At 48.2% G+C, this 26,804-nt stretch carries 18 protein-coding genes; 14 read left to right on the plus strand and 4 right to left on the minus strand.

Translation table 11 applies throughout. From position 1 onward, the window contains the following. Positions 1-536 precede the first annotated feature (536 nt). From YC6258_RS06135 to YC6258_RS06155, 5 genes are all read left to right on the plus strand, one after another. A complete protein-coding gene (locus tag YC6258_RS06135) occupies positions 537-977 on the plus strand; it encodes a GNAT family N-acetyltransferase (RefSeq protein ID WP_044616239.1) in 441 nt (146 codons plus the stop codon). A 769-nt stretch (positions 978-1,746) separates the two neighbouring features. Then, on the plus strand, positions 1,747-3,447 hold the full coding sequence (locus YC6258_RS06140; protein ID WP_044616240.1) for a molecular chaperone HscC: 1,701 nt from the start codon (positions 1,747-1,749) through the stop codon (positions 3,445-3,447). A gap of 12 nt (positions 3,448-3,459) precedes the next feature. Beyond that, complete coding sequence (locus tag YC6258_RS06145; RefSeq protein ID WP_044616241.1) at positions 3,460-4,668, plus strand: RDD family protein; 1,209 nt, start codon at positions 3,460-3,462, stop codon at positions 4,666-4,668. A 171-nt stretch (positions 4,669-4,839) separates the two neighbouring features. Continuing rightward, positions 4,840-6,255: an SLC13 family permease gene (locus YC6258_RS06150; RefSeq protein ID WP_211264635.1), complete on the plus strand. Its 1,416-nt coding sequence runs from the start codon at positions 4,840-4,842 to the stop codon at positions 6,253-6,255. 40 nt (positions 6,256-6,295) lie between these two features. Then, the gene (locus tag YC6258_RS06155) at positions 6,296-7,174 is read left to right on the plus strand and encodes a LysR family transcriptional regulator (RefSeq protein ID WP_044616242.1); all 879 of its coding nucleotides are present in this window, start codon (positions 6,296-6,298) and stop codon (positions 7,172-7,174) included. 117 nt (positions 7,175-7,291) lie between these two features. Here the strand turns inward: YC6258_RS06155 and YC6258_RS06160 are convergent, their stop codons facing one another. After that, a complete protein-coding gene (locus YC6258_RS06160; RefSeq protein WP_052830106.1) occupies positions 7,292-10,531 on the minus strand; it encodes a S8 family serine peptidase in 3,240 nt (1,079 codons plus the stop codon). Between the two features lie 482 nt (positions 10,532-11,013). Between YC6258_RS06160 and YC6258_RS06170 the strand changes: the two genes are divergently transcribed. Continuing rightward, positions 11,014-11,292: an HlyU family transcriptional regulator gene (locus YC6258_RS06170; RefSeq protein WP_044616244.1), complete on the plus strand. Its 279-nt coding sequence runs from the start codon at positions 11,014-11,016 to the stop codon at positions 11,290-11,292. Between the two features lie 15 nt (positions 11,293-11,307). Next, positions 11,308-12,474, plus strand: coding sequence for a radical SAM family heme chaperone HemW (hemW, locus tag YC6258_RS06175; protein WP_211264636.1), 1,167 nt, complete (start codon positions 11,308-11,310; stop codon positions 12,472-12,474). Here the strand turns inward: hemW and ruvX are convergent. From ruvX to gshB, 3 genes are read right to left on the minus strand one after another with little or no spacing between them, the layout of a single operon-like run. Beyond that, complete coding sequence (gene ruvX / locus YC6258_RS06180) at positions 12,469-12,906, minus strand: Holliday junction resolvase RuvX (protein WP_044616246.1); 438 nt, start codon at positions 12,904-12,906, stop codon at positions 12,469-12,471. The genes hemW and ruvX overlap by 6 nt on opposite strands. Beyond that, positions 12,906-13,769, minus strand: a complete 864-nt coding sequence (locus YC6258_RS06185) for an energy transducer TonB (RefSeq protein WP_044616247.1) — start codon at positions 13,767-13,769, stop codon at positions 12,906-12,908. The genes ruvX and YC6258_RS06185 overlap by 1 nt, the downstream gene beginning before the upstream one ends. Beyond that, a complete protein-coding gene (gshB, locus tag YC6258_RS06190; RefSeq protein ID WP_044616248.1) occupies positions 13,766-14,725 on the minus strand; it encodes a glutathione synthase in 960 nt (319 codons plus the stop codon). Before gshB ends, YC6258_RS06185 begins: the two co-directional genes overlap by 4 nt. Positions 14,726-14,964: 239 nt before the next feature. Here gshB and pilG point away from each other — a divergent pair, with 239 nt between their 5' ends. The 7 genes from pilG to YC6258_RS06225 all read left to right on the plus strand — a co-directional run bounded on the left by pilG (position 14,965) and on the right by YC6258_RS06225 (position 26,798). Continuing rightward, positions 14,965-15,345 (plus strand): twitching motility response regulator PilG, encoded by a 381-nt coding sequence (gene pilG / locus YC6258_RS06195; protein WP_044616249.1) that lies wholly within the window; start codon positions 14,965-14,967, stop codon positions 15,343-15,345. Between the two features lie 45 nt (positions 15,346-15,390). Continuing rightward, positions 15,391-15,768: a twitching motility response regulator PilH gene (pilH, locus tag YC6258_RS06200; protein ID WP_044619797.1), complete on the plus strand. Its 378-nt coding sequence runs from the start codon at positions 15,391-15,393 to the stop codon at positions 15,766-15,768. A gap of 5 nt (positions 15,769-15,773) precedes the next feature. Next, a complete protein-coding gene (locus YC6258_RS06205; protein ID WP_044616250.1) occupies positions 15,774-16,316 on the plus strand; it encodes a chemotaxis protein CheW in 543 nt (180 codons plus the stop codon). Positions 16,317-16,404: 88 nt separating this feature from the next. Continuing rightward, on the plus strand, positions 16,405-18,489 hold the full coding sequence (locus tag YC6258_RS06210) for a methyl-accepting chemotaxis protein (RefSeq protein ID WP_044616251.1): 2,085 nt from the start codon (positions 16,405-16,407) through the stop codon (positions 18,487-18,489). 21 nt (positions 18,490-18,510) lie between these two features. Beyond that, positions 18,511-19,371, plus strand: a complete 861-nt coding sequence (locus YC6258_RS06215) for a CheR family methyltransferase (RefSeq protein ID WP_044616252.1) — start codon at positions 18,511-18,513, stop codon at positions 19,369-19,371. Between the two features lie 17 nt (positions 19,372-19,388). After that, entirely contained in the window at positions 19,389-25,754 is a 6,366-nt protein-coding gene (locus tag YC6258_RS06220; protein WP_044616253.1) for an Hpt domain-containing protein, read from the plus strand. After that, positions 25,755-26,798: a chemotaxis protein CheB gene (locus YC6258_RS06225; RefSeq protein WP_044616254.1), complete on the plus strand. Its 1,044-nt coding sequence runs from the start codon at positions 25,755-25,757 to the stop codon at positions 26,796-26,798. It begins immediately after the preceding gene. Positions 26,799-26,804 lie beyond the last annotated feature (6 nt).

A 26,804-nucleotide genomic window follows, 5' to 3' on the forward strand; every position in this document is an offset into this window, starting at 1 on the left:
TCATCAGCATGTAAACCAAATCGGCATTTGTGGAAAAATTTTGCATTAGAAGATAATTTTTATGACTCAGAATAATTATTTTCGTCGCCAATGATGCGCTAGAAACCTGCTAAAGGCGATTGGTTATGGATGATGGGTGTCGGGTTACTCGCATAACTATGCATTACTCTGGCTTTTTCACTGACATCCACAGAGTACTCTTTAGTGTAAAAACAAAGGGTTGGAATTTTTTGTAGCAGGCGTGTTGAGTTTTCGAAGATATACTCCTGCTCATTCATATCTCAAAAAGTATATTAAATTATTTCTGACTGATTTATAAAACGCATGCAGCCAACAGCATGGTGTTTTTTAAGATGAATTCTGATCTGGTTATGTGTTCGATTTTTGACTTCCGGAAATTAACCATATGAATATTGCACAAAGATGTTGTTATTGTCTGTATAGGCACATGGATTTTATGCTGTTGCTGTACTTTAAATGTTTATGAGTGTTTTATTTGGTTTTCTCCGAAGAGGCTGCTTAACAGGAAAATTACTATGTCGTATGTAATCAGGGCATATAGTGACGCTGACCAGGAATCCGTTTTATCTGTTTGGGAAAGTGGTAACCGGCAGGCTCATCCATTCTTAAGCAACGAATTTATTCAACAGGTTCGCGAGATCATTCCGACGGATTACCTTCCAAACGCGGACACCTGGGTGGCTGAAGTGGATAAACAGGTGGTTGGTTTTATGTCTCTGCTGGGACATGAGGTGGGAGCTTTGTTTGTCGACCCGACGTATCAGGGGATGGGAATAGGCCGAGCATTGTTGGATAAACCCGCCACTCTGCACAGGACTCTGGAGCTTGAAGTATTTTGTGACAATCTCAAAGGTAAGCGATTTTATGACTTATATGGTTTTGAGGTGTTGTGTCGGAAACCTCATCCTGAGACCGGTTTTCCGGTATATCGTGTGAGATATACCGTCGCTGAATAAACGATTAATGATGTCAGAGAACAGTTGTCTGTGCCATGTTACGTAATGAGCCATGATCCATTTATCTACGACTAGAAATAGAAAATGATATTGGCCTTCTGCAGACAAGTTTTCGCCTTCAAGACCAATCTATTCAAACCGCTGTTGCCTGGATCACTGAGTTGTGCTGATTATGAGTACGACCTCACTTCTCCCTTCATTTTACCTGCCAGGACATTGCCTGAACGCGTTGCAATACTGTGTTCATAGAGGCATTCTGTAAGTTCCGGGGGATAAGCAGGGGCTAAAATACTCACCATGGGTCGAATGTGGAATCCTTAGCATCGGTTCAAAGGGGGATAGAGTTCGATGCTGTCGGTCAAGTGTCAGTGTAAATAAACTCATGCTGGCTCACATTAATTGATTTTCTAATTCCTTAATCACCGACATTTTTTGCACCGGGCCTCTTTTTTAATACAATTGTTCTGTTCATAGTCAAGGATATAGCGGGTAACGGAATGCAGCTAAACGACACGATTCATTTAAAAACAGCCTATTGCCAAGTCTTGGACCGGCTATTGCGGCGTATCCGAATAGATGTCGCCTTTTCCCTCATACCACCACCACCGTACCATGTCATGTCCCTTGCAGGACTTTGCTTTTATGGCAGAGTCGGAAATACCTGCCTTCGCAATGAAAGGCAGGTGCATAACTTTTATACCGACACCCCCCAAAAGTACGGGATGTTTCCGTTTTTATTGAGCTTTCAGCGATTGAGGAGCAAGGATTGATGAGCATTATCGGCATTGACCTGGGAACTACAAACAGTGCCTGTGGATATTGGAAAGAAGATGGAATTGAGTTGATACCCAATCGGTTTGGTGAATACCTTACGCCGTCCGTTGTGGGAATCGATGAAACCGGAGAGCTGATTGTGGGCAAGTTTGCCAAGATCCGTCGTATGGTGGAACCGGCATCCTGTGCTGCTACGTTCAAACGTTATATGGGGAGCAGGCAACAGATCAAACTGGGACAGCAGGTTTATTCCCCCGTTGAGTTATCCGCCATGGTATTGAAAAGCCTGCGGGATGATGCCGAGGTATTTCTTGGGGAGCCGGTCAGTGAAGCCATTATCAGTGTCCCTGCTTACTTTAATGACATTCAACGCAAGGCAACCAAAGCAGCGGCTGAACTGATCGGCCTGAAAGTGGATCGTCTGATCAATGAACCAACCGCTGCGGCGCTAGCGTACGGCCTGCACGAAAAACCTGAAGACGCTAAATTCATCATCCTCGATCTAGGGGGCGGTACGTTTGACGTGTCGTTGATGGAATATTTTGATGGTGTACTTGAAGTGCATGCCACGGCCGGTGACAACTTTCTCGGTGGTGAGGATTTTCTGGAGATTTTGGTTGATTTGTATCTGAGCAAACTTGGGCGTACACAGCAGGGATTGTCCAGAGTACAGGTTCGCCAGTTATATGCCACGCTGGAACAGGCCAAGCACACTTTAAGTACTGAGCGGGCCGTTAAGATACCCGGTTTTCTGTCATCGAGTGATGTTGATATTGACATCACCCGGGATGAATTTGCTCATGCCAGTCAGCCGCTGCTGGCCCGTATTCAGGTGCCGATCGAACGAACACTGCGGGATGCTGGTACCCACCCTGATGAGCTGAGCGAAATCATTCTGGTGGGAGGAGCCACCCGGATGCAGGTGTTTCGCTCTCTGGTGGCAAGACTGTTTCAGCGTATGCCATCGATTCATCTTGATCCCGATCTTATTGTTGCCCGTGGAACTGCAATTCAGGCCGGCCTGAAAGAAAAAAACCAGGCTTTGGAGGATGTTGTTCTGACAGATGTCTGCCCCTACAGTCTGGGGACTGCTGTGATTAACGATAATGATCAGCGGGGAGATATGGGGGCACTGTTTTCACCGATCATTGAACGTAACTGCACTGTGCCTGTCAGTATCGTCCGGCGTTATTACACGGCGGCTGATCATCAGAAAAAAATTCTGGTGGATGTATATCAGGGTGAAAGCCGGTTGGTGAAGAACAATATCAAACTTGGCGGTCTTGAGGTGAAAGTACCGACGGGCCGGCGAGGTGAAGAGTCCATTGATGTGCGCTTCAGTTATGACATGAACGGATTATTGGAAGTGGATGTGACAGTTGTATCCACAGGGCTAAAGACCAGTATGCTGATTCAGAATGCGGATTCCAATCTCACTGAAAAGGAGTTGATCGACAGCAGCGAACGTCTTGCAGCGCTGAAATTCCACCCACGCGATCTGGAAATGAACAAGGAACTGATTGCCCGGGCGGAGAGACTATATGAAAGCAGTCTGGAAGAAGATCGGATCGAAATTCAGCACCTTATTCGCTACTTTGAGTCCGAACTGGAAACCCAGATTCCCCATCGGGTGGAGGCCGCGACGCAGCAGTTTGTCCGTTTCTTGGAAGCGTTGGAATCCAACAGCATTTTTTAGTGAGGGAGGATTATGTCAGCCTGGACCGTTCTGGGAATAGAACCTACCGATGATGCCAGAGCCATCAAGCTTGCTTACTCGTCGGCGCTGAAAAAATGCCGACCTGATGAGGATCCTGATGGCTTTCAGGCCCTGCACCGGGCTTATAAAACCCTGAGTCGTCAGGTTGGCAAATCATCCGCCGTTAAAGCAGCCAGTCAGGTAGAGGATGATCCGGTACCAGCTGATACCTCGTCTGCTGTTGTGCCGACGCCTGAAAACGTTGCTGCCGTTATTACTGCTGCCAGGGTTGAGGATGATGCCGATTCGTGGGCTCCTGAAGCTGATCAGCCGGTTGTGATCCTGTCGCCCGTATTTGATGATGTCGAAACCACACAGCAGGTAGCACACATTGAAGTACAGACGCTGGTGGATGAACTGTATGAATTACTTTGCCAGTTTGCTGAAGCGGGTTTTGAGCGCTCCCTACAGCGACTGGCATATCAGGCACTTGATCTGACTTTGTTGGAACAACGGCGCTTTACTGTCGAAACGTTTGAATGTCTGCTGCGGTTGGAGCGGAAAGTACCGGTGGTATACCGGAACCTGTTTGACAGCGAGGCGTTGTATACGTTGTTGCAGCAGATGAACTGGTTACAGCAGCGGACATTGCTGGAGCAGGAATGTGATCTGAATGAGACTGATCGACAGCTGACACTGATCCAGGAGTATCTTAAAAAGCATCAACGTGGCCTGCTTCGTGATCAGCGTGAACGGAAAGCGCGGCAGCGTCAACAGGCGGCTGAGGCCATTCAGCAGCAGGCGATGGAGTTCAACAAGCAGAAAGCTGCTATGGCTAATCGTTGTCTGGCCTACCTGCTGGATCTCATGCTTGTCAATCTGGGTGCGGTATTATTTGCCGGATTGCTGACCTTCAATGTTCCGGAAAGGTCTTTGGGAACAATGGTGCTGATGGAACTGGCCGGCTATTTCACCTACTTTATTTTCTTCGAGTATCAATACGGCTGTACTCCCATGAAACGCCTGTTAAGGATGACAGTTATCAACCGTGCGGGCGGGAATCCAGGGTTCTGGCATATCGTATGGCGTACTTTCAGTCTGTTTCTATCGTTTATCACGCTCAAGTTGTTTTTTATCCATTTGTATTTCTGGTGGTCTAAAAAAGGAGCCTTGCACGATACTTTCAGTCGGACTTATGTGATTAAACGGGCTCGTTCATAACAGGCTCGAAACTGTCAGAAAATAATCTTGTCTAATGTTGGTATCAGCATTACTGAGGGCAGACCTCCAAAGATACGATTGGATTATCGACATGCTGTCCGGGTAAGGTTGTTCATGTATTCGGTGAATGAAATGTCTAGCCAGCAATCTTCCTCTCCAACGGATTTATCAATGTCTGTCAGTCAAAAAAGCACTCTATCGTCATTCTTGTCTCATCCGGGCTTTCGCAAGCTTGTGTTCATAGTGATATTAACCGCGACGGTTGCTTTGGTTACCGGGCTTTATCTTTCCGTTGCGATGACTATGGCCGCGACATTGACGGTGTTTTGCATTGCCATGTGGGCGACTTCGGTAATGCCGGAGTATTGGACATCGCTGTTGTTTTTCCTGGTGGCGATCGTGCTACATATGGCGCCGGTACAGACGGTATTTTCCGGCTTTTATTCTTCGCCGTTCTGGTTGTTGTTCAGTGGCATGGTGTTGGGGGCAGCTATTCGCCATACCCGGCTGGACCAACGGGTTGCCAGACAGTTTTCCGGCATGCTTGGTCAACGTTATCGCAGTGTTATTGGTAGTATCGTGATATTGGCTCTGTTGCTGGCGTTTGTTATGCCATCGGCCATGGGGCGTATCGTACTGATTGTGCCAATTGTTCTCGCCCTGGCTGATCATCTGGGTTACGGGTCGGGCTCCAAGGGACGTACGGGAATGGTGCTGGCGGCATCTCTGGGAACCTTTTTGCCGGCATTTTCTATTTTGCCGTCCAATACACCTAATATGATTCTGGCGGCCATGGTTGAGAATCTGCATGGGTTACAAATCAGTTATTGGGATTATCTTTTACTGCATTTCCCTGTTCTTGGAGTGTTCAAGGCCATACTACTGGTGATGTTGATCCTGTGGCTGTATCCGGACCGTGATCCTTTGCTGCCACAGGCGGGCAATGCTGTCGAAGTAACGCCACTAACACCCCCGGAACGAAAACTGATAATCGTGCTGGGGCTCAGTTTGCTGCTTTGGCTGACTGATGCGATTCATCATGTATCACCCGGTTGGATAGGGTTAGCTGCGGCACTGTATTGTCTGGCGCCAATTTCCGGACTGACCAAGGCAAAATGCCTGAATACTGAAATTAACTTTGCTTCGTTATTTTTTGTTGCCGGAATCATCGGTTTGGGAGCGGTTATTTCTGCCAGCGGGCTTGGCGAGATCCTGGTGAGAAATCTGAGTGGTCATGCTCATTTTGCCAGTGACCGGCCATTGTGGAATATAGGTGCTTTGACAGTCATTTCCACAATAGTCGCCATGGTCACCAATTTGCCAGGTATTCCGGCCGTTATGACACCGTTGGCGTCAGATCTTGCCAGTCTGACGGGTTTACCGTTGACCACAGTGTTGATGACCCAGGTGTTGGCATTTTCCAACGTATTCATGCCTTACCAGGCGCCCCCTCTGATCACTGCCATGTCGGTTGGAAATCTTCCAATGCGTGTCGTGACCAGCATGTGTGTGACTCTGTTTGTGATCGGTATTGTGATCGTGGCACCGTTGGATCTGCTGTGGTGGCATATACTGGGGTTATTCTGATAAAACCTGACAACCTGCTACCACAGGCATCTGTAATTTCATGGAAATTCATCAACTCAAGACGTTTATGACGGTTGCTCGTGAGGGCAGTATTTCCCGGGCCGCGGAAACGCTTTGTCTCAGTCAGCCTGCCGTGAGTGCGCATATCAAAGCCATTGAGGATACGTTCGGACTGATCCTGTTTGAGCGGACGCCACGTGGCATGAGTCTGACCCGAGAGGGGGAGCAGTTGTTGCGAAAGACTGAACAGACCCTGGGGGCGCATCAGGACCTGCTCACAGAGGCCGCCCGTTTAAAGGGACGGCTTAACGGCAAACTGCACATCGGTAATTCCAGTACGGCCAGCACAGAAGCATTGGGGCGGTTGATGATCGCGTTGTCAGAACGGTGCCCGGAAGTGGAGCTGGTGGTACAACATGGCAATACCGCAGAACTGCTAAAAGGGATTCGCAACGGCAGCCTGGACGCTGGTTTCTACAATGACAGCCATTTGCCAGATGAAGATATCAGCAGTCTGGAAGTGGGGCGGTTTAGTATTTTTCTGGCAGCACCTCCGGGGCTGGTGGACACTTCCGAGCCGGTCGATTGGCAGGCGCTGGCGCAGTTACCCTGGATTTGCCCAACGGTCCAAAGCTGTTGTAAGCAAGCGGCAGATCACCTGTTCGAAGCACATAACATTCGCCCACAACGGATTATCAGTATTGACCGTGAAGCGGTTACCCGAACTCTGATCGGAGGGGGTGTTGGGGTTGGTTTGCTCCATGCGGATAGCGCCAGAGAGGCACAGCTGAGGGGTGAGATTGAAATTATTTGTGAGGCACAAAAGCATGTCAGGGTTTTATTCGCCCATACCCGCAAGCGTGTGCATGATCCGTTGCTGATGATGGCCAGGTCGATTCTGCAGACTGAGCATGGCTGACAGCCGGCTCGTAGATTTCTAAAAAAGCGTGGTTGTCCAAATGTGTTGTCCCCGCATGATGCGGGGACGATCAAGGTTGCCGGGCAGGTGCCCGGCAACCGTTAATGTCGGAACGGGTTATTCCCGAACCAGATCAACCGTAATGGTTCCCAGATTTCCTGGTGTGCTGCTGTCGGTACCGATTGAGAATGCACCATAGTAACGATCACCAGCTACTGAGCCAGGTAGGTTGAAGGCGATGTCAGCGGCAAATTCCTCACCTGCAGGTACTGACGTTGGAATGGTCACTGTCATATTGCCTTGATCCATGTCTTCAACGACAGCAGTGTGTACTGTCACTGCAGAGGGATCGGTGTGCCCGGCTTCCCAGTTTTGAACCAGTACCCATAACGTTGTGGCTGGCACTTCAGACAGACTGATATACTCAAGAGCGTAGCCCGTCGCACTGCTGGCTATCATAGTTGCCTGGCTTGGGGTATCACCAAGGCCCACAAACAAGTCCATGTCACCTGATTCAGATGCGGTAATCTCGGCAACAAAGCGGGCGGCTCCGTTGGGGATGTCGACTGTGAAGAAAAACGCGCCATCCTCGGCGGTTTCATAACCATCAAACGGATTGCCGCTGGTGGGGTCTGATATCAGGGCTGCGCTGGTTGCTTCTGACTTCGTCAAGCCAATAACATTAATGTCAGCCGCCGTAATTTCCACAGCTTTCAATCCTTCCAGAGATGTCACATCAGCTTCAACGGCAGTGGTAATTTCAACAGCAGCAGGCAGATTGCTTAAACTAGACAGGGCTGCCAGAGGGAAGTGTACATCCGGTATGCCGTGGGTCAGTGATTTGATGCCAACCTGGGTAAACTGCCAGTCGCCAGCTGGTACATCGGATACATCGACCATGAAGCTCAGTTCGATACTTTCACCTGGGTTCAGGGAGAAAGAAGACGGAGTGACTGTGACGCCATCTTTAAGCGTGGCTTTCCAGCGAGTGGTTTTATGACTGACGTTGGTCACGGTGCGTGTCCAGCTGCAGTTGACGACACAAGAACCCTGTCCTAAAGAGGCCAGGTTCAATGTTGCCGGATCTCCGTTTATATACGGGTCGGCTTCCAGGAAATTGCTGGCGGTTTCGTCCAATACCAGTGCAGCACGTGCCGCAATTGCCAGGTCTACCCGACCAGCACCTACGTCAAATGGATCTGCGATGGTGACGCCATCTTCTTTATAGTGCATGGTGTTGGCGGTAGTCATCAGGGCTGATTGGATCTGCATGGGGGTCCAGTCTGGATGCAACGCTTTCATCAGTGCTCCGGAACCGGCAATGTGCGGGCTCGACATTGAGGTGCCCTGGATGATGTTGTAATCCTGTTCCAGGTCGCTGTAATCCTCGTTGTATGCAGCAAAAATAGCACGACCAGGCGCTGTGATATTGGGCTTGATGATGCTGCTCAGGGACGGATTTGAGCCTTTGGAGCTGAAATATGCCAGGACATCAGCATATTCATTGGCGATAACTGGAGTGGTACCGGAAATCGTGCCCATATGTTCTTTGCCTGTGCTCAGCCATTCGCGCAATTTGGCTGCGTCGGTGTACATGATATGTACGGCAGGAATATAGTGAGTATCTGCTTCCCAGTAACCTGTGCCATCGGGGGTGGTATTTGGACGTGTCAGAATTAGAGCACCACCACCGTTTTTGGCGACGTTTTGACCTTTTTCTACACGGGCAATCTCACCGGCATCACACAACACGATTTCACCATCAAATTTGGCGGTGAACTGGTCTTCCAGACACAGAGGGTTGCCGTAATCAGTGGCATCAAGAATAACTGCCGGCCCATAACCTTCAGACATTGCCTGACCGATGATATCCGCTGGGGGAGTGGTGTCTCCACCGGTCAGGTCAACCAGGGCACTTTTGTACATGTAGTTATGCGAGCTGGACGCAACTGCAGTGATCCAGGGAGCGTCGGCCGGAGAACCCAGGGTTTCAGGGGCTGGGCCGCTGTTACCCGCAGAAGTGGCAACAAAGATACCGGCATCCATTGCAGTCAGATAAGCCAGAGAGGTTTGGTTGACCCAGGGATCATCGGCACCACCACCGATGGAATAGTTGATGACATCGACGCCATCCTGGATAGCGCGATCAATGGCGAAGAGAATGGCTGAAGTATAGCAGCCATTTTCATCACAGACGTTGTAAGCGATGATGTTGGCATGAGGAGCTACGCCAGCGATATCTTTGGTGATGGTGTAACCAGAAGGTGCTTTAACGGTTGCATTAAATACAATGTTTCCGGCGCTGGTACCTGCAGTATGAGAACCGTGACCTTCCTTATCTCTTGGGCTGCCATCGTGAACTGTCGGGTGTCCCCAGGCTCCGATCAGCTTGTCATTACAGGGGAATGTGGCGTCATAAACCGTTTCACTGGGGTTACATACACCGACATACGAATCCAGAGGGTTAGCGACTTTGTAGCCGTCGCCACCGCGGGCGGCAAACGAATCACTGGTCGGATTAATACCGGTATCGATAATGCCGACGATAACGCCTTCCCCCATGGTGCCTTTCATTTGGCCTACGCCTTTCCACACCTGCGGTGCGTTGATCCAGGCAAAACCACCCTCCCAGTAACAGCCAGCCAGCCCCAGTACTGCAAGCATTGACGCCAGGCGGGCATGGGTTTTACTGAATCTGCCTGAACGGTAGGCCCAGAAAATCAGCGCCAGGGTTAATAGCAAAGTGGCAGCTGTCAGGTAAACCCAGTTGGAGTTATCCTGACTCGGTTGAGCATAACCATCCAGTATGCTGTCGTTGGATTCCAGTTGATGCAACTGATCTTTTTGTATGCTCTTGATATCTTTCAGTATTGAAATTTTCTGTGCTTCGGCAGACGTTAATTCAATCACTACTGCGTTGACGGCCGTTTGCAGGGTTTGAACTCGTGTTACACTGCGGCCCAGTGTTTTTTCGATATTGGCAATTAACTCTTCCTGGCTGTTTTCCAGATATCCTCGATAAGCCTGGGCCGTTGAGGATTTTACATTCAGCTTGGTTTTGCCTTCGGTGCTGGTGGCGTCATAACCATCGATACCTCCGCGGTAGCGGGCGATAGAAGGCGCAATACCGGAAATAATATAGCGCTCCATCGGTACCGCAAATGCCCGGGAGAACGTGGAAGCGGAGCCGGAACTGGCATCGATCGTTTTTTCGATAACATCGCGACTTGCGGGTCTGGATTTATCGACCACCTTGATGTCAGCAAACGACTGTGGCGCCAGGCTTCCAAATCCGATGGCCAGTGCGAGTAGCACTGGCACTTTACGGATCAGTGGCGGTTGTTTTTTATTGAGCATGCTTGGATCCTTTTTGAAATGATTTCTAAGTCTTATAAGTAACTCTCAGGAAACCATGAGAACTGCGGTAAAGTCAGACAGGAAAGAAGGCGTTTTGTGCCCGAACGGAACAATTTCCATTCGCACACTACTTACCCGACAAATACAATGCCCTTCCTGCTTGCCTGTATAACGTTACCCAATTTCTGAGTATTCCTGAGTGGCCGCTGGCGTTGATCCTGTCTGCCGGGGCAGATGGACCGGACACTGGCCTGGGTCTTGGACTGGAAGAAGTGAATGACTATCTTACCGACTACATCCATGCATGGCTGACATGTGATCAGCTCAGAACGCAAGCTAACAGGATGCAATATTTTTGTGATCAGGCATATCGAAAAAATGAGATCTGCCGCACTTTTTTCTAATTTGGTGTTGCCGATTGTGTACGCATTGTTCGTTTGGTTTTACACCAGAATTTTTTTTGATAATCAGGAGTAATCAGCATGTTTGGTTTTTTGAAAAAAATGATGGGTGGAGGTGTTGCTTCTGCCCCTTCAGAGTCAATGGAATATAAAGGCTATACGATAACTGCCTGTCCCATTCCGGAAGGAGGACATAATTATCGGGTATGTGGTGTTATTAGTAAGGACGGACAGGAAAAGAAATTTATCCGCAGTGATTTGATTCCTGATCCTAAAATGGCCTGCGATATTACGATGGACAAAGCCATGGTAATTATCAATCAACAGGGCGACAAAATATTCACGCTAAACAATATTTAGTCAGGACACCCTATTTTGCCAGGCTTAAAAACATTAACTGAACTTCCGCCGTTGTCTTTGTATATCCATTTTCCATGGTGTGTACGGAAATGTCCTTACTGTGATTTTAATTCACACGCAGTGATGGATGGGCTGCCGGAAGCAGAATATATTGATGCATTGCTGGCAAATTTCCGGGTCTACGAGAAATGGCTTGAAGGCAGGGAACTTCAGTCAATCTTCATGGGTGGGGGAACGCCCAGTCTTTTCTCCGCGGATTCTATCGCCAGATTGTTGCATTCATTAAGTCAGTGGGTCCATTTTAGTGCAGATTGTGAGATTACCATGGAAGCGAATCCGGGTACTTTTGAGCAACTCAAATTTGCCCGGTTTCGACAGGCCGGCATCAATCGGCTGTCGATAGGTATACAAAGTTTTGCCGATATACAGTTGCAGCATTTGGGGCGAATTCACTCTGCGGATGAGGCTCTCAAAGCAGTGGCGATGGCACGGTCAGCCGGTTTTGACAACCTTAATATCGACCTGATGCATGGACTGCCCGGACAGACTCTGGAGCTGGCCATGGCGGATTTGCAGCAGGCCATTGACTTGCATCCGGAGCATATCAGTTGGTACCAGCTAACCATTGAAAAAAACACGGAGTTTTTCAGTCGACCGCCCATATTGCCTGAAGATGAACTATTGTGGAGCATTCAAGAACAAGGACAGAGCTTGATGGCTAAACATGGTTACCAGCAATATGAAGTTTCGGCATACAGCCTGTCTGATCGTCAATCCAGGCATAACTGTAACTATTGGTCGTTTGGTGATTACATAGGTATTGGCGCCGGAGCACACGGGAAGCTCACATCTATATCAAAACAGGGGATATTTCGGACTCAGGAAACCCGTTTGCCTAAGGACTATATGGCAAAAATTCATACATTGGTGCCGGGATTAAAACAGGTTCCCCCGGAAGAACTGCCATTTGAATTTATGATGAATATTCTGCGCCTGAAAGAAGGTGGTGATATATCACTTCTGGAGCGCAGAACGGGTATTCCTTTTGCGCGGGTCGAAGATATTTGGCGTAAATTGCAATATCAGGGGCTGGTAATGTCGGATCGATTGGCGACCACAGATCAGGGATTTCTATTCTTAAACCGTGTACTGGATAACTTTCTGGAGGTCGATGCTTTATGAGGAGTGCTGATCCAGCCATCCCTGTAAAATAATCTGGGCAGCCAGAGCATCGACCTGTTGGCTGCGAAAGTCATGATTGCCTCTGTTATTTTCCAGTAACATCCCTTTGGCTTCATAGCTGCTGAGACGTTCATCAAAACTGTAAGCCGGCAAACCAAAACGTCCATGGAGTCGATTTTTGAATTTGTTGGCTCTTTGGCTGAGTTCGCTGACAGAACCATCCATGTTGAGGGGGTTGCCGATAATCAGAGCATCGGGACGCCACTGCTGTATCAGTTCTGCAATTTCATCCCAGTTCGGGATGCCGTCTCTGGCGCGAAGTACTTTCAGGGCTTTGGCGGTGTTGGTGACACGTTGCCCATAGGCAACGCCTATCCATGACGTTCCGTAATCAAAGCCCAGGTAGGTCTGTTCTGCTTTGAGATCAGCCATTAATTGCCCAGCTCAAGCTTGGTGCGAAAACGCCAGGTTCGGATAATCTCCAGTTCGTCGGTGTTTTCCTTGATGCTGTCTGGAAACGGTTTAAACGGAGAGGCCAGGCGAACGATACGTTTGGCGGCGTCATCCAGCAATTGATGCCCTGAAGATCCCAGTATTTCGATACGCTTGACGGTGCCGTTAGGCAGTAATGAAACTAACATACGGACGTCTCCAGTCATCTTTCGCTGGCGTGCTTCGTCCGGGTAGTTCAGATTACCAATTCGCTCTATCTTTTGTAGCCATTCATATAAATAAGCAGCATCTTCTGCCTGCTTGGTGGACAGTGCAGAAAGGGTTCTTATTCGTGGGCGATTGGCATAACGCTGTCGCATGTCCGACAGTGCTGCTTTTAACGTGGCAATATCCTGGGTTTGCTGCAATACGATTTGGTCAACATCGGAATTGGCTTCCGGCTGTTCATCTGCCTGTTGCTGGCTTTCCTCTATTTTTTGGCTACCGGCGGTGGTTGTGATGATTCTGGCCTGGGACTCATGCTGTTGCTTGATTAGCAGGTTTTGCTGCTCAGTATTGACGTTTTGAATGCTGTTATCCTCGAACTCTGAGGTCTCTGTGGTCTGTAACAGTTTGGCTTCATCTTCAGTACCGCTGCCCTGTTGATTTGACTGAGCCAGAAAATCAGCCTTCTCTGGTTCAACGTCGGAAGTATGATAAACCAGAGTAACATCCAATGATGGGTCCGGTTTGGTGCTGGAGCCCAAATTAAAACTGATGCCGAAAACCAGCATCGCGTGAACTGCGGCGGCAAGAAAAATGGTAAACGTAAGCCTGTCGCCGGCACCTACCGAAACACTCATTGAGACTTCCTGTTCAATTTACTTTCAATAACCTGCATTAACATACCTGCAATGTTGGTGTTATACGCTTTATCAATTTCCCGGATACAGGTTGGGCTGGTGACATTAATTTCCGTCAGATAGTCACCGATCACGTCCAGTCCGACAAATAACAGCCCTTTTTGCTTAAGGGTTGGACCAATTTGTTTGGCAATCCAGAGGTCTCTTTCTGTCAGCGGTCTCGCTTCGCCACGGCCGCCTGCGGCAAGATTGCCTCTGGTTTCTCCTTGTGGTGGAATTCTGGCCAGACAATAGGGTACAGGTTCGCCATCTATCATCAGAATGCGCTTGTCACCATTGACGATCTCAGGAATATAGCGTTGGGCCATGATCAGTGAGCGACCATATTGGGTAAGTGTTTCAAGTATCACACTGACATTAGGATCATCTTCTTTAGCGCGAAAAATTGAGGTGCCTCCCATGCCATCAAGAGGTTTAAATATCACATCTTTGTGTTTTTGATGAAATTCTTTAAGTTGGGTGTGATTTTTGCTAACCAATAGCGGCGGGCAACAGTGGGGGAAGTGAGTTGCAAATATTTTCTCGTTGCAATCCCTCAGGCTTTGTGGCTTGTTAACTATAAGTGTGCCAGACTTCTCCGCCAGCTCAAGGATGTAAGTACTATAAATATATTCCGGATCAAAAGGGGGATCCTTGCGCATGAGAACCACATCCAGGTCTGAGATGGGTTTTTTTTGTTTGTCTCCGAGGGTGTAAAAATTGTCTGGATCATGACTGACGCTGAGTTCTGCCATGTTGGCCACAGGTAGACCCTCATCAATGCACAGGTCAGACTGCTCCATATAATAGAGTTGCCAGCCCTTCTCCTGTGCGGCCCATAACATGGCCAGAGAAGAGTCTTTTTTGTAGTTAATGGTGTGAATGGGGTCCATCACGATGCCAACAGCGACCGTCATGCTCTGTTTCCTCCAGGTTAGGATCTCTCATATTATCGAAATTTGCGCTACATTAATAAGGGTTGTTATTGAATAAATCAGCACTGGTTAGCGAAAATTATCAGGGTTTACAGAAGGTTATAGCCGACAACTAGAATCTGTGATAAAAATGACTGCCTTTACGTATGGCCCAGGCTTAAACCGTGTAGGCTTTACGCATTTGTTATCCACACATATTTACTGGGAACAACGGGTGTTCTATGGACAATTTTGAGAACCTGAAGGTTATGGTTATCGACGACAGTAAGACCATCCGCCGGACGGCCGAAACACTTCTCAAAAAAGTTGGCTGTGAGGTTTTTACTGCGACTGATGGGTTCGACGCGTTAGCCAAAATAGCAGACACAAAGCCAAATATCATTTTTGTCGATATCATGATGCCGCGTTTGGACGGTTATCAGACATGTGCATTAATCAAAAACAATTCGTCTTTTAAAAACACGCCCGTCATCATGTTATCCAGTAAAGATGGACTGTTTGATAAAGCGAAAGGACGAATAGTTGGTTCTGACCAATATCTTACCAAACCGTTTGGTAAAGAAGAGTTACTTGGTGCCATTCGGCAACACATTAAAGACTAGAATAACTAACTAAAAACAAGTCACACACCGTAATGAGATGAAATGATGGCAAGAATTTTGATAGTAGATGATTCTCCGACGGAAACCTTCGCCTTCAAAGAAATGCTGGAGCGGCATGGCCACAGCGTTTTAACAGCCGAAAATGGTGCCGATGGAGTTGCTTTGGCTCGTCAAGAGCTACCGGATGTCGTGCTTATGGACATTGTTATGCCTGGTCTTAATGGCTTTCAGGCAACACGGCAGTTGACAAAGGGGGCTGATACGGCGCATATCCCGGTGATTATTGTCACCACCAAGGATCAGGAAACTGATCGGGTTTGGGGACGCCGCCAGGGGGCATCGGGGTATCTGGTTAAACCCGTTGCCGAGCAGGAGCTGGTGGATACGATCAATGCAGTACTTGCAGGGAAAAGCCAAGAATAATAGCTATGTCCGATTCTATTACACCCTTTCAGTTGCTCAGGCAGATTGCTGATTCCAGTAGAAGTGCAGCCAGTCAGCTCCCGGCGCAAAGGGAGATCAGAGCGCTATGGTCGGGTATCGGTTTTACCGTTGCCGGTCGTCAATATGTTGCCCCCATGAATGAAATCTCAGAAATTCTATCGGTTCCAGGCTATACCAGGTTGCCAGGTGTCAAACCTTGGGTAAATGGTGTGGCCAATGTTCGTGGTCGTCTGGTTCCTATTATCGATTTCGTGAGTTTTCTGGGTGAACGTTCAAGTGCGACTTTGAAAACCAAGCGAATTCTTGTGATTGATTATGAAGAGATGATCAATGGCATCGTGGTGGACTCAGTCGAAGGTATGCAACATTTTCCTGTAGATACGTTTTCCGCAGAAATGGCACCTGAGATTCCAGAAAGTTTGCAACCTTTTTCCGATGGTCACTATGTTCTCAATAATAAAGTATGGTCTGTATTCAGCCTGCAGAGAATGATGGTGTCAGAAGAATTTATGGCCGTTGCAGTGTAATTTTGAATGTGTCGGCATTTTGGGTTTCTTGAAGTAAAACCAAGTGCATGGCTTGTTGTTAATCGCTCAAGCGAACTGGAGTTCGAAAATGAGACAAAAAAGCGGTAATTACCTTTCGGTAATAGGAATTAACCGACTATACGCCATCCTTTTTGTATTGTTGGTGTTAGTGATAGCAGTAACGGTTGTAGTGTTCATCCGGTTGTCCACCTACAACAGGTACGACTCTGAATATCTGCAGCATGTAGGTGAATTACGAGTGTTATCACAGCAGATAGCGAAGGATGCCTCAGAGGCAGCTTCTGGTCAGGCGGAAGCTTTTCGCTCGTTGCAGGAGTCCAGAACAAAATTCCAGGCACGTTGGGATTATATTGTAAATGGTAACGAGCAGACCAGTCTGCCAGGTGCGGATGCGTCCTACCATAACCTTCAATCGTTACAGGAAGTGTGGGATCGGGCAAAACTCAATGCTGATCAGATCATTGCTTCGCAGTCTACGATTCTGGCATTGCACGAAGTTGCCTCAACCATGAGTGAGAAAATTCCTGAGCTTCAGGTTGAGTATGATGAAGTTGTTGAAACCATGCTTGATATTGGATCGGCTTCTTCACAAATTGCTGTTGCACAACGTCAGTCCTGGTTGGCCGAACGTATTATCCGTTCGGTGAACAAAGTATTGAGTGGTGGCGAAGGCGCAGTAATGGCGGCAGACTCATTTGGTCGTGACGCTACTTTGTTTGGCCGGGTGTTGACTGGCATGTTGGAAGGCAACAGCAGCCTGGGTATTACCAAGGTCGTGGATAAGAATGCGGTTGCAGCATTACAGGATATTAAGACTAAGTTTGAGTTCGTGAACGGGTCCGTTGACCAGATTCTTGAAACCTCTCCAGAACTTTTCCAGGTTAGAGAGGCTGCCAGTTCTATTTCCAATGATTCTTCCGCATTACTTAAGCTGGCAACCAGTTTGTCAGACTCTTTCGTGAATTATTCCAGTCAGCGTTTCCTCAAGGACTATATGGTGTGGCCATTAGGTGGTATCGCTATCCTTCTGATTGCCTCTATTGCTGGTCTGTTTATTCGTGATACTCAGCTTGACCTTAAAGATACAGCCGAAACCAACGAACAGAACCAGAACGCAATTTTACGTCTTTTGGACGAACTGGCCGATCTTGCGGATGGTGACCTGACGACTGAAGCAACGGTAACCGAAGATTTTACGGGTGCGATTGCTGACTCCATTAACTTTGCGATTGACCAGATGCGTGGTCTGGTATCTGCGATTAACGCGACTGCAGTACAGGTATCTTCAGCTGCCCAGGAAACACAGGCTACTGCAATGCATCTTGCTGAGGCATCTGAACATCAGGCTCAGGAAATTGCCGGAGCTTCCGCCGCTGTAAACGAAATGGCGGTATCTATTGACCAGGTATCTGCCAACGCCGCTGAATCATCTGCGGTTGCGGAGCGGTCGGTTGCGATCGCCAAAAAAGGTGCTGACGTGGTACAGGCAACGATCAACGGCATGGATAACATCCGTGAGCAGATTCAGGAAACAGCGAAACGTATTAAGCGGTTGGGTGAATCCTCCCAGGAAATTGGTGATATCGTATCGTTGATTAATGACATTGCCGACCAAACGAACATTCTGGCTTTGAACGCTGCGATTCAGGCATCTATGGCCGGTGATGCCGGTCGAGGCTTCGCGGTGGTAGCGGACGAAGTACAGCGCCTTGCGGAACGTTCCTCTGCTGCTACAAAGCAGATCGAGGCATTGGTTAAAACGATTCAGACCGACACCAATGAAGCGGTTATCTCGATGGAACAAACAACATCCGAGGTGGTACGTGGTGCTCGTTTGGCACAAGATGCGGGTGTTGCACTTGAAGAAATTGAGAACGTATCCAAGTCTCTTGCGGATTTGATTCAGAACATCTCCAACGCTGCGAGACAACAGGCATCTTCCGCTGGTCATATTTCCAACACGATGAACGTTATTCAGGAAATTACTTCGCAAACATCTGCAGGTACCATGGCAACGGCGAAATCCATTGGTAACCTTGCTCAGCTTGCAAATGAAATGCGTGCATCGGTAGCTGGTTTTAAACTGCCGGATAGCCGATCAGGTCAGGATTCAATGTCCGATGACTTCGATGCGGACCTGTTATCTATCTAACCACAGAGCACATCATTAAAAGTGGCTGAGCCAGTAACTCAAAAGTGGTCGTCCCAGATTCCTGGCGGCCCCCTCAATGAAAGGGAGTTCCGGCAGTGGCGGGAACTTCTGGAGCATCGGGTGGGTATACAGATTACTGAACAGCGCCGCAGGTTTCTACAAACTAATCTTAGTCTCAGGATGAAAGAAATCGGGTGTGGGGATTATCAGTCCTACTATAACCTGGTTGTAGACAGCACTTCCGGATTGATGGAATGGGATACCCTGGTTGATCGTCTGACTGTACAGGAAACCCGGTTTTTCCGAGATCCTGCGGGTTTTGATTTGGTTCGGAGCTATCTTCGGTCCAGAAAACCACGAAGCAAGGCATTTAATTTGTGGAGTGTAGGATGTTCAACTGGAGAAGAACCCTACAGCCTTGCCATGGTTGCAGACCAGGAGCTGGGGCAAAGTTCTCCCTGTCGCTGGTCGGTTACTGCCTCTGATATCAGCCAGCCCGCCCTATCGAAAGCACGGGCAGGAAAATATCCACAAAGAAAATTACAAACAGTTGAACCGGACATTCTGGAAACCTACTTCAAATGTGAAGAAGGATGGTGCCAGATATCCGATTATTTGAAAGACCGGGTATGTTTTATCCGTATGAATGTGTTGGATATCGATAAATCTCCGTTAGGGGATTTCGATATTATTTATTGTCAGAATTTACTGATTTATTTTCGGCGCTGGCGCCGAAAAGAAATTACTAATCATCTAGCCAAGCATTTGGCCCCTGGAGGGCTGTTGATTCTCGGTTCCGGGGAGCTGACTGATTGGCATAGTACTGAATTAACACGGATATCAAGTGAATCATCGCTTGCTTATATGAAGCAGAAAGCGTGATCGGGCGGAGAATAGACATGGTGGAACGTCACGACTATGTTGCCCTTGACTGGGTAAAAGGTGAAATACAGGAGACTTTGGTTCAGTCCAGGCAGGCTTTAGAGGCCTATGTGGAGAATCCAGAAGACTCATCTCGTTTGCGGTTCTGCCTGGCTTATCTGCATCAGATCAGCGGTACTCTGCACATGGTCGAATTTTATGGAGCGGCTCTTCTTGCAGAGGAAATGGAGAAACTGGCGGCTGAACTGGTAAAAGAGAGTATTCCTGCCAGTGAGGATAACTTGTCTGTATTGATGCAGGCAATTTTACAGCTACCTGTTTATTTGGATCATATAAAAAGCTCAAAGCGGGATCTGCCATTAATCCTGTTGCCATTGTTGAATGACCTGCGATCTGCCCGCGGTGAAGCACTCATGTCCGAAACGGCTTTGTTTACGCCAAATCTGGCAGCCGTAATGGAAGCACCGGTGGATAAAGATGCGGGGCGTTTCAGTGACCCCCGGCTTTTGGATCTGCTGAGAAAACTCCGACAGATGTTTCAATATGCACTGGTTGGGATTCTGAACGGTAAAGAGCTGGCACATAATTTTGAATACTGCCTCAAAGTATTCAGCCGCCTTGAAACACTTGCTGGCAATACCCCAAAAGGACAGTTGTGGAAAGTAGGTCATGCCTATTTGCAAGGATTGGCGGAAGGCAGCATCGAATTGTCGACCGCAACCAAGCGACTATTAAAGTTTCTGGATCACTCTTTAAAAGATGTCTGTGTGAACAAAGCACAGGCAATCAATGCCCGTGTTGATGAAGAAGTTCTCAAGAACCTACTTTATTACATTGCCAAATCTGATAGTCAGAATGACATGTTGACGCTCATTAAAGAGCGTTTCGACCTCGGCAATTCTCTGCCCATAAGCGCTTCAGATGAGAATGATCCGCTGTCCGGGCCTGACCACGAGACTATGAACAGCGTGGTCAACGCGCTGATGGAAGAGCTGGGAACGATTAAAGATGCTCTCGATATTATGGTTCGTGGCAAGGTACAGAATACCGCTAAGTTGCTTGAGCTGGTTCCAGACATCAAGCACGTTGCCGATACCATGGCTGTTTTGGCGCTCGGTATTCCGCGTAAGGTTCTACTGGAGCAAATTGATGTCATCAATGCCCTACACAATACAAATGAGCCGCTTTCAGACGGCTCATTGATGGATATTGCCGGTGCTCTTATTTATGTGGAAGCGACGTTAAGTGCATTGTCTACGGCGCCAGGTCACGACGCAGATGGAACACAGGCTGCTCATTCAATTGATGGTGCCCAGGAAGCAGTTATCCGGGAAGCCAGAAATGGTCTGGAACAAGTTAAAGAAGCCATTACCGATTACATTGGCAGCCAGTTCGATGCCAATAGCCTTGAATCCATTCCTTCGGTGTTGTCTGCCATCTGTGGTGGGTTGAAGATGATTCCGATGCATCGACCGGCTGGTATCCTGGCGAGCTGTCTGGCGTTTGTAAAAGATAAGCTGGCGGACCGTGGATATCGTCCTGAATGGGCAGAACTGGATACTCTTGCTGATGCCATTATGGGAGTTGAATATTATCTTGAGCGTCTGGGATTGGATGGTCCTCAGGGTAATCAACATTTGCTGGCTGAAGCTGAAAAAAGAGTCGCTGATCTCGGATATGCTGTTATTAAGCCTGTGGAACTGCCTGTTGCCGAATTGGAGACAAGTAACGATGAAGAAGACTCTGTGCTTCAATTTGATATTGTTTCTGATGATTCTGATATTGCATTCGATACAGATACAGCAGATGAGTCTAGTGAAGAGGAAGCCGTAGCTGCTGAACTGATAAGTGGTGATGCGAATACTACGGAGTCGGACGATGATCTGATTGATGATGAAATTATTGAAGTCTTCCTTGAGGAAGTTGAAGAGGTGCAGGAAGCACTGAATGAGTACTTCCCACGTTATGTCCGTAACTCTGAAGACAAAGAAGCGTTAACTGAGTTCAGAAGGGCCTTTCATACCCTTAAAGGCAGTGGTCGAATGGTCGGTGCCAATGTCATCGGTGAGTTGGCGTGGTCGATTGAGAACATGTTGAACCGTCTTATTGATGGCACGATTGTGTATTCGCAGCCCCTTGTCGATGTCGTTCAGGAAGTGATCGACATTCTGCCAAACCTGGTGGAAGCATTCAGGACAAACGGTGGTTACGATCAGGACAGAGTTGATTACCTGTCCAATAAGGCAACGGCAATAGCCACTAATTCTTGGTCTGAAACCCCTTTTGAGTCTGATCTGCCTTTTGAATTAGAAGAGGCAGATCAGGATTCAGATGAAGACGAAGATGAGGCATTAACAGGATCAGACCCTGAAGCCGAACTGGAGTTTGAGATTGCCGAGCAACAGAATCCATTGCTTGATGTGTTCCGTACAGAGCTGGACAGCCTGTTGGCAGTACTTGAGGAAGAAGTTGATCACTTTCGCCAGAGCCGTCAGGAAGAGCTGCTGAAAGACAAAATTCAGCGTGCCCTGCATACGATAAAAGGCTCAGCGCATATGGCTTCGTTGCATACGATTGCTGACCTTGTCCAGCCTGTGGAAAAAATGATCAAGGAGTTTCAAGAGTGGCGTATACGTTATGACAGTGCTATCAATGACTGCCTTTCTGAGTTGATCACCCGTGTACGGATTACTCTGGCATGTGAAGAAGCTGATGATCCTGTACCTGATGACAATGCCGAATTCGTTCAACGCGTGAAGCAGTTACACGAATCTAAGTTATCAACCTTCAAGCGAAATACTGGTGCGCCAGAAGAACAGGATGTCATGGCCATCTTTATGTCCGAAAGTATGGACATCATTCTTGACGCCGAGCGGATCGTAAGTGACTGGAAAGATGTGGAAATTTCCTCTGATCAGTTGCAGGTACTGATTCAGGAGCTGCAGACGCTGGCGGGTGCGGCCCGTACTATCGATTTGAAGCCAGTGGTCACGCTGAGTGAAGCTCTGGCCGAGCTGTATACTTCAGTGCAGCAGCAGCTTATCGCGACTGATGATGAGTTTTTTGTTGCAGCACTGGCCGGTCAGGATGCGTTAATCAATATGATGGATCGCATTGCTGCTGGTCAGAGTGTATGGCCGCAGGAAGAAGTAGAACGGATGCTCAGATCCCTGATTACAGGAACAGATACGGAACAACCTGCATCGGAGCTGCCATTACCTGAACTGGATGTGGTGGAGTTTGATGAAGAAGAGGAATACACCGCAGGTACCATTGATATCGAGGAGCTAATCACGCTGGATAATGTCGCAGATGATCTATCTGATGATGTTATTGAAGAAGCCGAAGGTGATTTCGAACTGATCGGAATCTTCCTCGAAGAAGCCAATGATCTGCTTGAGGATATTACCCATACCTTTGATCAGTGGGCTAGTGATATTGGCAATACTGATCTGATTGAGGCTCTTCAACGTGACCTGCACACTCTGAAGGGTGGTGCCAGAATGGCTGAGCTGAAACACATCGGCGATCTGGGGCATGAACTTGAATTTCTCTATGAAGATCTATGTGACGGCAAATATCCGGTTTCTCCACAAATTACCAATCTGTGTCGTCAGTGTCATGAGCAGCTTGCAGATATGGTGCATGATGTTGAATCAACCATGTCCTGCCGACCTGCAAGTCACTTGATCGAAGCTATTCAGCAGTTTCGCAGCAGCGCTTTGGATCAAAAATTTGGCACCATTGCACAGGAGCCGGAAGCCGTATTTGAACAGGACGAAATAAACTCGGACTTTGAGCCTTCAGAGTCGGAAGGAGCTTCAGAACCTGTTGAAACCGAGTCATCATCACTGCCAAATGTTTCGTTTGTGGGGGCATCAAGTGCGGAGCGTGATGATCCAGGCATTGACTGGCAGATGACGCTGACCGATGACATGGACCTCGATATCCTAGATATCTTTGTTGATGAAGCCAATGAACTGCTGCTTGAGCTGGATGGTGCCATTCATGGATGGCAGGCAGATCCTGAAGATGAGAATCACACCGACGAGTTAAAGCGCGTTCTGCATACTTTGAAAGGCGGTGCGCGACTGGCTAAGTTGACTATTCTTGGCAACAAAGCTCACGAATTTGAAACTTTTGTTATATCGGCTCAGCGCAATCATTTGCCGCTGGATGAAAGCTTTTTTGGCCAGATCCTGGCAATGAACGATCAGTTGGTCAATGGCGTTGAAACACTGCAACAAATGCTTGCCCAGCAAGGATTGAGCGGTGCAGTTGGTCCATCAGTTATTGCTCAGGTGACTGACGAAGATGAACCTGAAGAACCTTATGGTTCTGATCTGGCCGATCAGATTGTTCCGGAGTCCGAGCAATCAGCTACCAATGTTGTTCCTTTCCAGAAGCGGGAAGTTGAAAAACGGGATGACGACAAATCCAAGGGACGAAATAAAGGCAGCCAACCTCAGGAGACGGTTAAGGTTGGTGCGTCGCTGTTGGAAAATCTGGTCAACCTTGCCGGGGAAACCTCTATTGCCCGCTCGCGATTGGAAGAGCAAGTCAGTGACTTTGGTTTTACATTGGAAGAGATGGAAGGCACGATTGATCGTCTTCGTGATCAGGTTCGCCGACTGGATATTGAGACGGATGCTCAGGTCAGTTTTCGTCAGGAAAGGGCAGAGGAAAGTAACTATCAGGACTTTGACCCACTGGAAATGGACCGTTATTCCGTCATTCAGCAGTTGTCCCGTTCATTAATGGAATCAGCATCTGACTTGCTTGACCTGAAAAACAGTTTGACTGATAAGACCCGTGATGCGGAGACACTACTGTTACAGCAATCTCGTATTAATACCGAGTTGCAGGAAGGTCTGATGCAGACGCGAATGGTGCCGTTCAGTCGTTTGATTCCGAGGCTGCGGCGGATCGTTCGTCAGATCGCTGGAGAGCTGGGTAAAGAGGTTGAGTTAGTGGTAAATAACGCAGAGGGGGAGTTGGACCGGACCGTACTGGAACGGATGATTTCACCTCTGGAACACATGCTTCGTAATGCTGTTGACCATGGTATCGAACTACCAGAGCGTCGCAGGGAGCTGCACAAACGGCCTGTTGGGCAGATCAGCATATTCATTAACCGGGAAGGTAGTGATGCCGTCATCCGGATCAAGGATGATGGTGCGGGTATTAATGTTGGCAAGGTCCGGGAAAAGGCTGTGGAACGTGGTCTGATCACAAAAGATCAACAGCTTAGTGATCAGGATGTATTGCAGTTTATTCTTGATTCGGGTTTCTCTACTGCGGCAAAGGTCACTCAGATATCTGGTCGGGGTGTCGGAATGGATGTGGTGCACTCAGAGGTAAAATCACTGGGTGGGCAGATGGTTATCGATACTCAATTGAATCAGGGCACCGAGTTCACCATCCACCTGCCAGTGAGTGTATCCGTTAACCGGGCGTTGATGGTGGCCATCGGTGATGATCACTATGCCATTCCTCTCGATACAATCGAAGGTATTGTTCGTATTGCACCACAGCAACTGATGGAATATGTGAAACCCGGAGCTGTTCCGTTCGAGTATGCGGGCAACCGATATAAAGTGAACTACCTGGGTTCAACTCTCAATTATGATCACCGGCCATCGTTTTATAGTTCAAATATCCCGGTACCCCTGGTGTTGGTAAAACGGGGTACTCATTCGGAGTCTATCGCATTGAACGTTGATAAGCTGATGGGCTCGCGAGAGATCGTGGTAAAAAGTCTTGGGCCGCAGTTTGCCAATGTTCAGGCTTTATCAGGAGCTACCATCCTTGGGGATGGTAGTGTGGTAGTTATTCTGGACCTGACTTCTCTACTTAGAAGCGATTTGACGATTGCCAGAACTGGCACCGACGATATGGCGATTCCGGCGCTGGAAGCTGATTACGAGCGCGATGAAGAATACCGTGAGCCGTTAGAAGCAGAAGTTACCAATATCTCCACTGGTCGTAATGGTCGTGCTTCCGGTCCGGCCACGATTATGGTGGTGGACGATTCGGTCACGGTGAGAAAAGTAACCTCCCGTTTGCTGGAGCGGCAGGGTTATGAGGTACTGGTGGCCAAAGACGGTGTTGATGCGGTTGCGTTGCTACAGGATCGCGTCCCTGACTGTATCTTGCTGGACATTGAAATGCCTCGGATGGATGGTTTTGAAGTTGCCAACCGGATCCGCCATGACAGCCGTACCAAGCAGGTACCGATCATCATGATTACATCCCGTACAGGCTCTAAACATAAAGACCGGGCTTTGGCGATTGGTGTGAATGACTACATGGGGAAACCATTCCAGGAGTCCATGCTGCTTGAGGCGATAGAGAAGCTGGTTAAGGCCAACAGGGTAGGTTAAGTGCGACATCAGGCGCGAGTGGGGATCATTGCCGATCAGCCACTGCAACAGCATTTATTGCAGAATGTCATTGTAGAAGAAGGCTATGAGGTCGGTGTCAACACACATCCGGAAAAGGTGAATGCTGCACTGCTTCGCTCAGATACGATATCTGTCTGGGTTGTTAATCTGGTGGATTCGGATGCCTGGGATGATGTGCTTGAGCAGATTCTTGATCACAGTTGTGCCCCGGTGTTTTTTGGTGATGGTAAAGCGCCTGATAGGAACTCTGCGGAGTTTCCAAGCTGGCGTCGACGGATTATTACCAAGCTGAAGGAGTTTTCTGATCCAATAGCCGAAGTGAAGTCGGCCCCTGTGCTTGACCTGGACGCTTTGATCAATGCGAATAGAGTCGATCCCTCTGATGTGATCAAACTCCCAGCCAGATTCCGTTACGCGAACCCGAGTCAGGTTGATCATGTTTGTGTTGTGGCTGCATCGCTTGGTGGTCCCTCTCCGGTGAAAGAATTTTTTGATCGGATTCCGGCTGATTTGCCAGCAGCATTTTTGTATGCCCAACATATCGACGAAGGTTGCATTGATGCATTGGTGGCATCAGTGGGGCGTCATACGGAACTGAAAATGGAATTGGTCAGTGAAGGATGCCAGTTGGAAAATGGCAAGATTCTGGTGGTTCCGGTGAGTCGGGAAATTCAGTTTCAGGCCAATCATACGGTTGAAATACTCGAAAATGGCTGGTCTGGTCCTTATGGTCCGAGTATCGACCATTTATTTAAGAACGTTGTGGCCCGATATAAAAATATGACCAGTGCCATCGTGTTTAGTGGCATGGGATCAGATGGCACTCTGGGGGCAACCAGTATCGTTGAAGCTGGTGGTACAGTTTGGGCTCAGGATCGCCAGTCTGCTATCGAACCATCGATGCCTGACAGTGTGTCAGAGGCCGGTTATGTTAGTTTTCGTGGGTCGCCGGAACAGCTGGCCCGAAAATTTGTTGAGCAGCTGTTAACCGATACCACAAGTTTGGAAGTTACTGCGACTTAAATCAGT

It is taken from the genome of Gynuella sunshinyii YC6258, assembly GCF_000940805.1.
Taxonomy (GTDB): domain Bacteria; phylum Pseudomonadota; class Gammaproteobacteria; order Pseudomonadales; family Natronospirillaceae; genus Gynuella; species Gynuella sunshinyii.

What these genes read in the sequence shown, in the direction of transcription:
- YC6258_RS06135 (WP_044616239.1), top strand. Translation starts at nt 537, where the DNA reads ATGTCGTATGTAATCAGGGCATATAGTGACGCTGACCAGGAATCCGTT.
- YC6258_RS06140 (WP_044616240.1), top strand. Translation starts at nt 1,747, where the DNA reads ATGAGCATTATCGGCATTGACCTGGGAACTACAAACAGTGCCTGTGGA.
- YC6258_RS06145 (WP_044616241.1), top strand. Translation starts at nt 3,460, where the DNA reads ATGTCAGCCTGGACCGTTCTGGGAATAGAACCTACCGATGATGCCAGA.
- YC6258_RS06150 (WP_211264635.1), top strand. Translation starts at nt 4,840, where the DNA reads ATGTCTGTCAGTCAAAAAAGCACTCTATCGTCATTCTTGTCTCATCCG.
- YC6258_RS06155 (WP_044616242.1), top strand. Translation starts at nt 6,296, where the DNA reads ATGGAAATTCATCAACTCAAGACGTTTATGACGGTTGCTCGTGAGGGC.
- YC6258_RS06160 (WP_052830106.1), bottom strand. Translation starts at nt 10,531, where the DNA reads ATGCTCAATAAAAAACAACCGCCACTGATCCGTAAAGTGCCAGTGCTA.
- YC6258_RS06170 (WP_044616244.1), top strand. Translation starts at nt 11,014, where the DNA reads ATGTTTGGTTTTTTGAAAAAAATGATGGGTGGAGGTGTTGCTTCTGCC.
- ruvX (WP_044616246.1), bottom strand. Translation starts at nt 12,906, where the DNA reads ATGGCTGATCTCAAAGCAGAACAGACCTACCTGGGCTTTGATTACGGA.
- YC6258_RS06185 (WP_044616247.1), bottom strand. Translation starts at nt 13,769, where the DNA reads ATGAGTGTTTCGGTAGGTGCCGGCGACAGGCTTACGTTTACCATTTTT.
- gshB (WP_044616248.1), bottom strand. Translation starts at nt 14,725, where the DNA reads ATGACGGTCGCTGTTGGCATCGTGATGGACCCCATTCACACCATTAAC.
- pilG (WP_044616249.1), top strand. Translation starts at nt 14,965, where the DNA reads ATGGACAATTTTGAGAACCTGAAGGTTATGGTTATCGACGACAGTAAG.
- pilH (WP_044619797.1), top strand. Translation starts at nt 15,391, where the DNA reads ATGGCAAGAATTTTGATAGTAGATGATTCTCCGACGGAAACCTTCGCC.
- YC6258_RS06205 (WP_044616250.1), top strand. Translation starts at nt 15,774, where the DNA reads ATGTCCGATTCTATTACACCCTTTCAGTTGCTCAGGCAGATTGCTGAT.
- YC6258_RS06210 (WP_044616251.1), top strand. Translation starts at nt 16,405, where the DNA reads ATGAGACAAAAAAGCGGTAATTACCTTTCGGTAATAGGAATTAACCGA.
- YC6258_RS06220 (WP_044616253.1), top strand. Translation starts at nt 19,389, where the DNA reads ATGGTGGAACGTCACGACTATGTTGCCCTTGACTGGGTAAAAGGTGAA.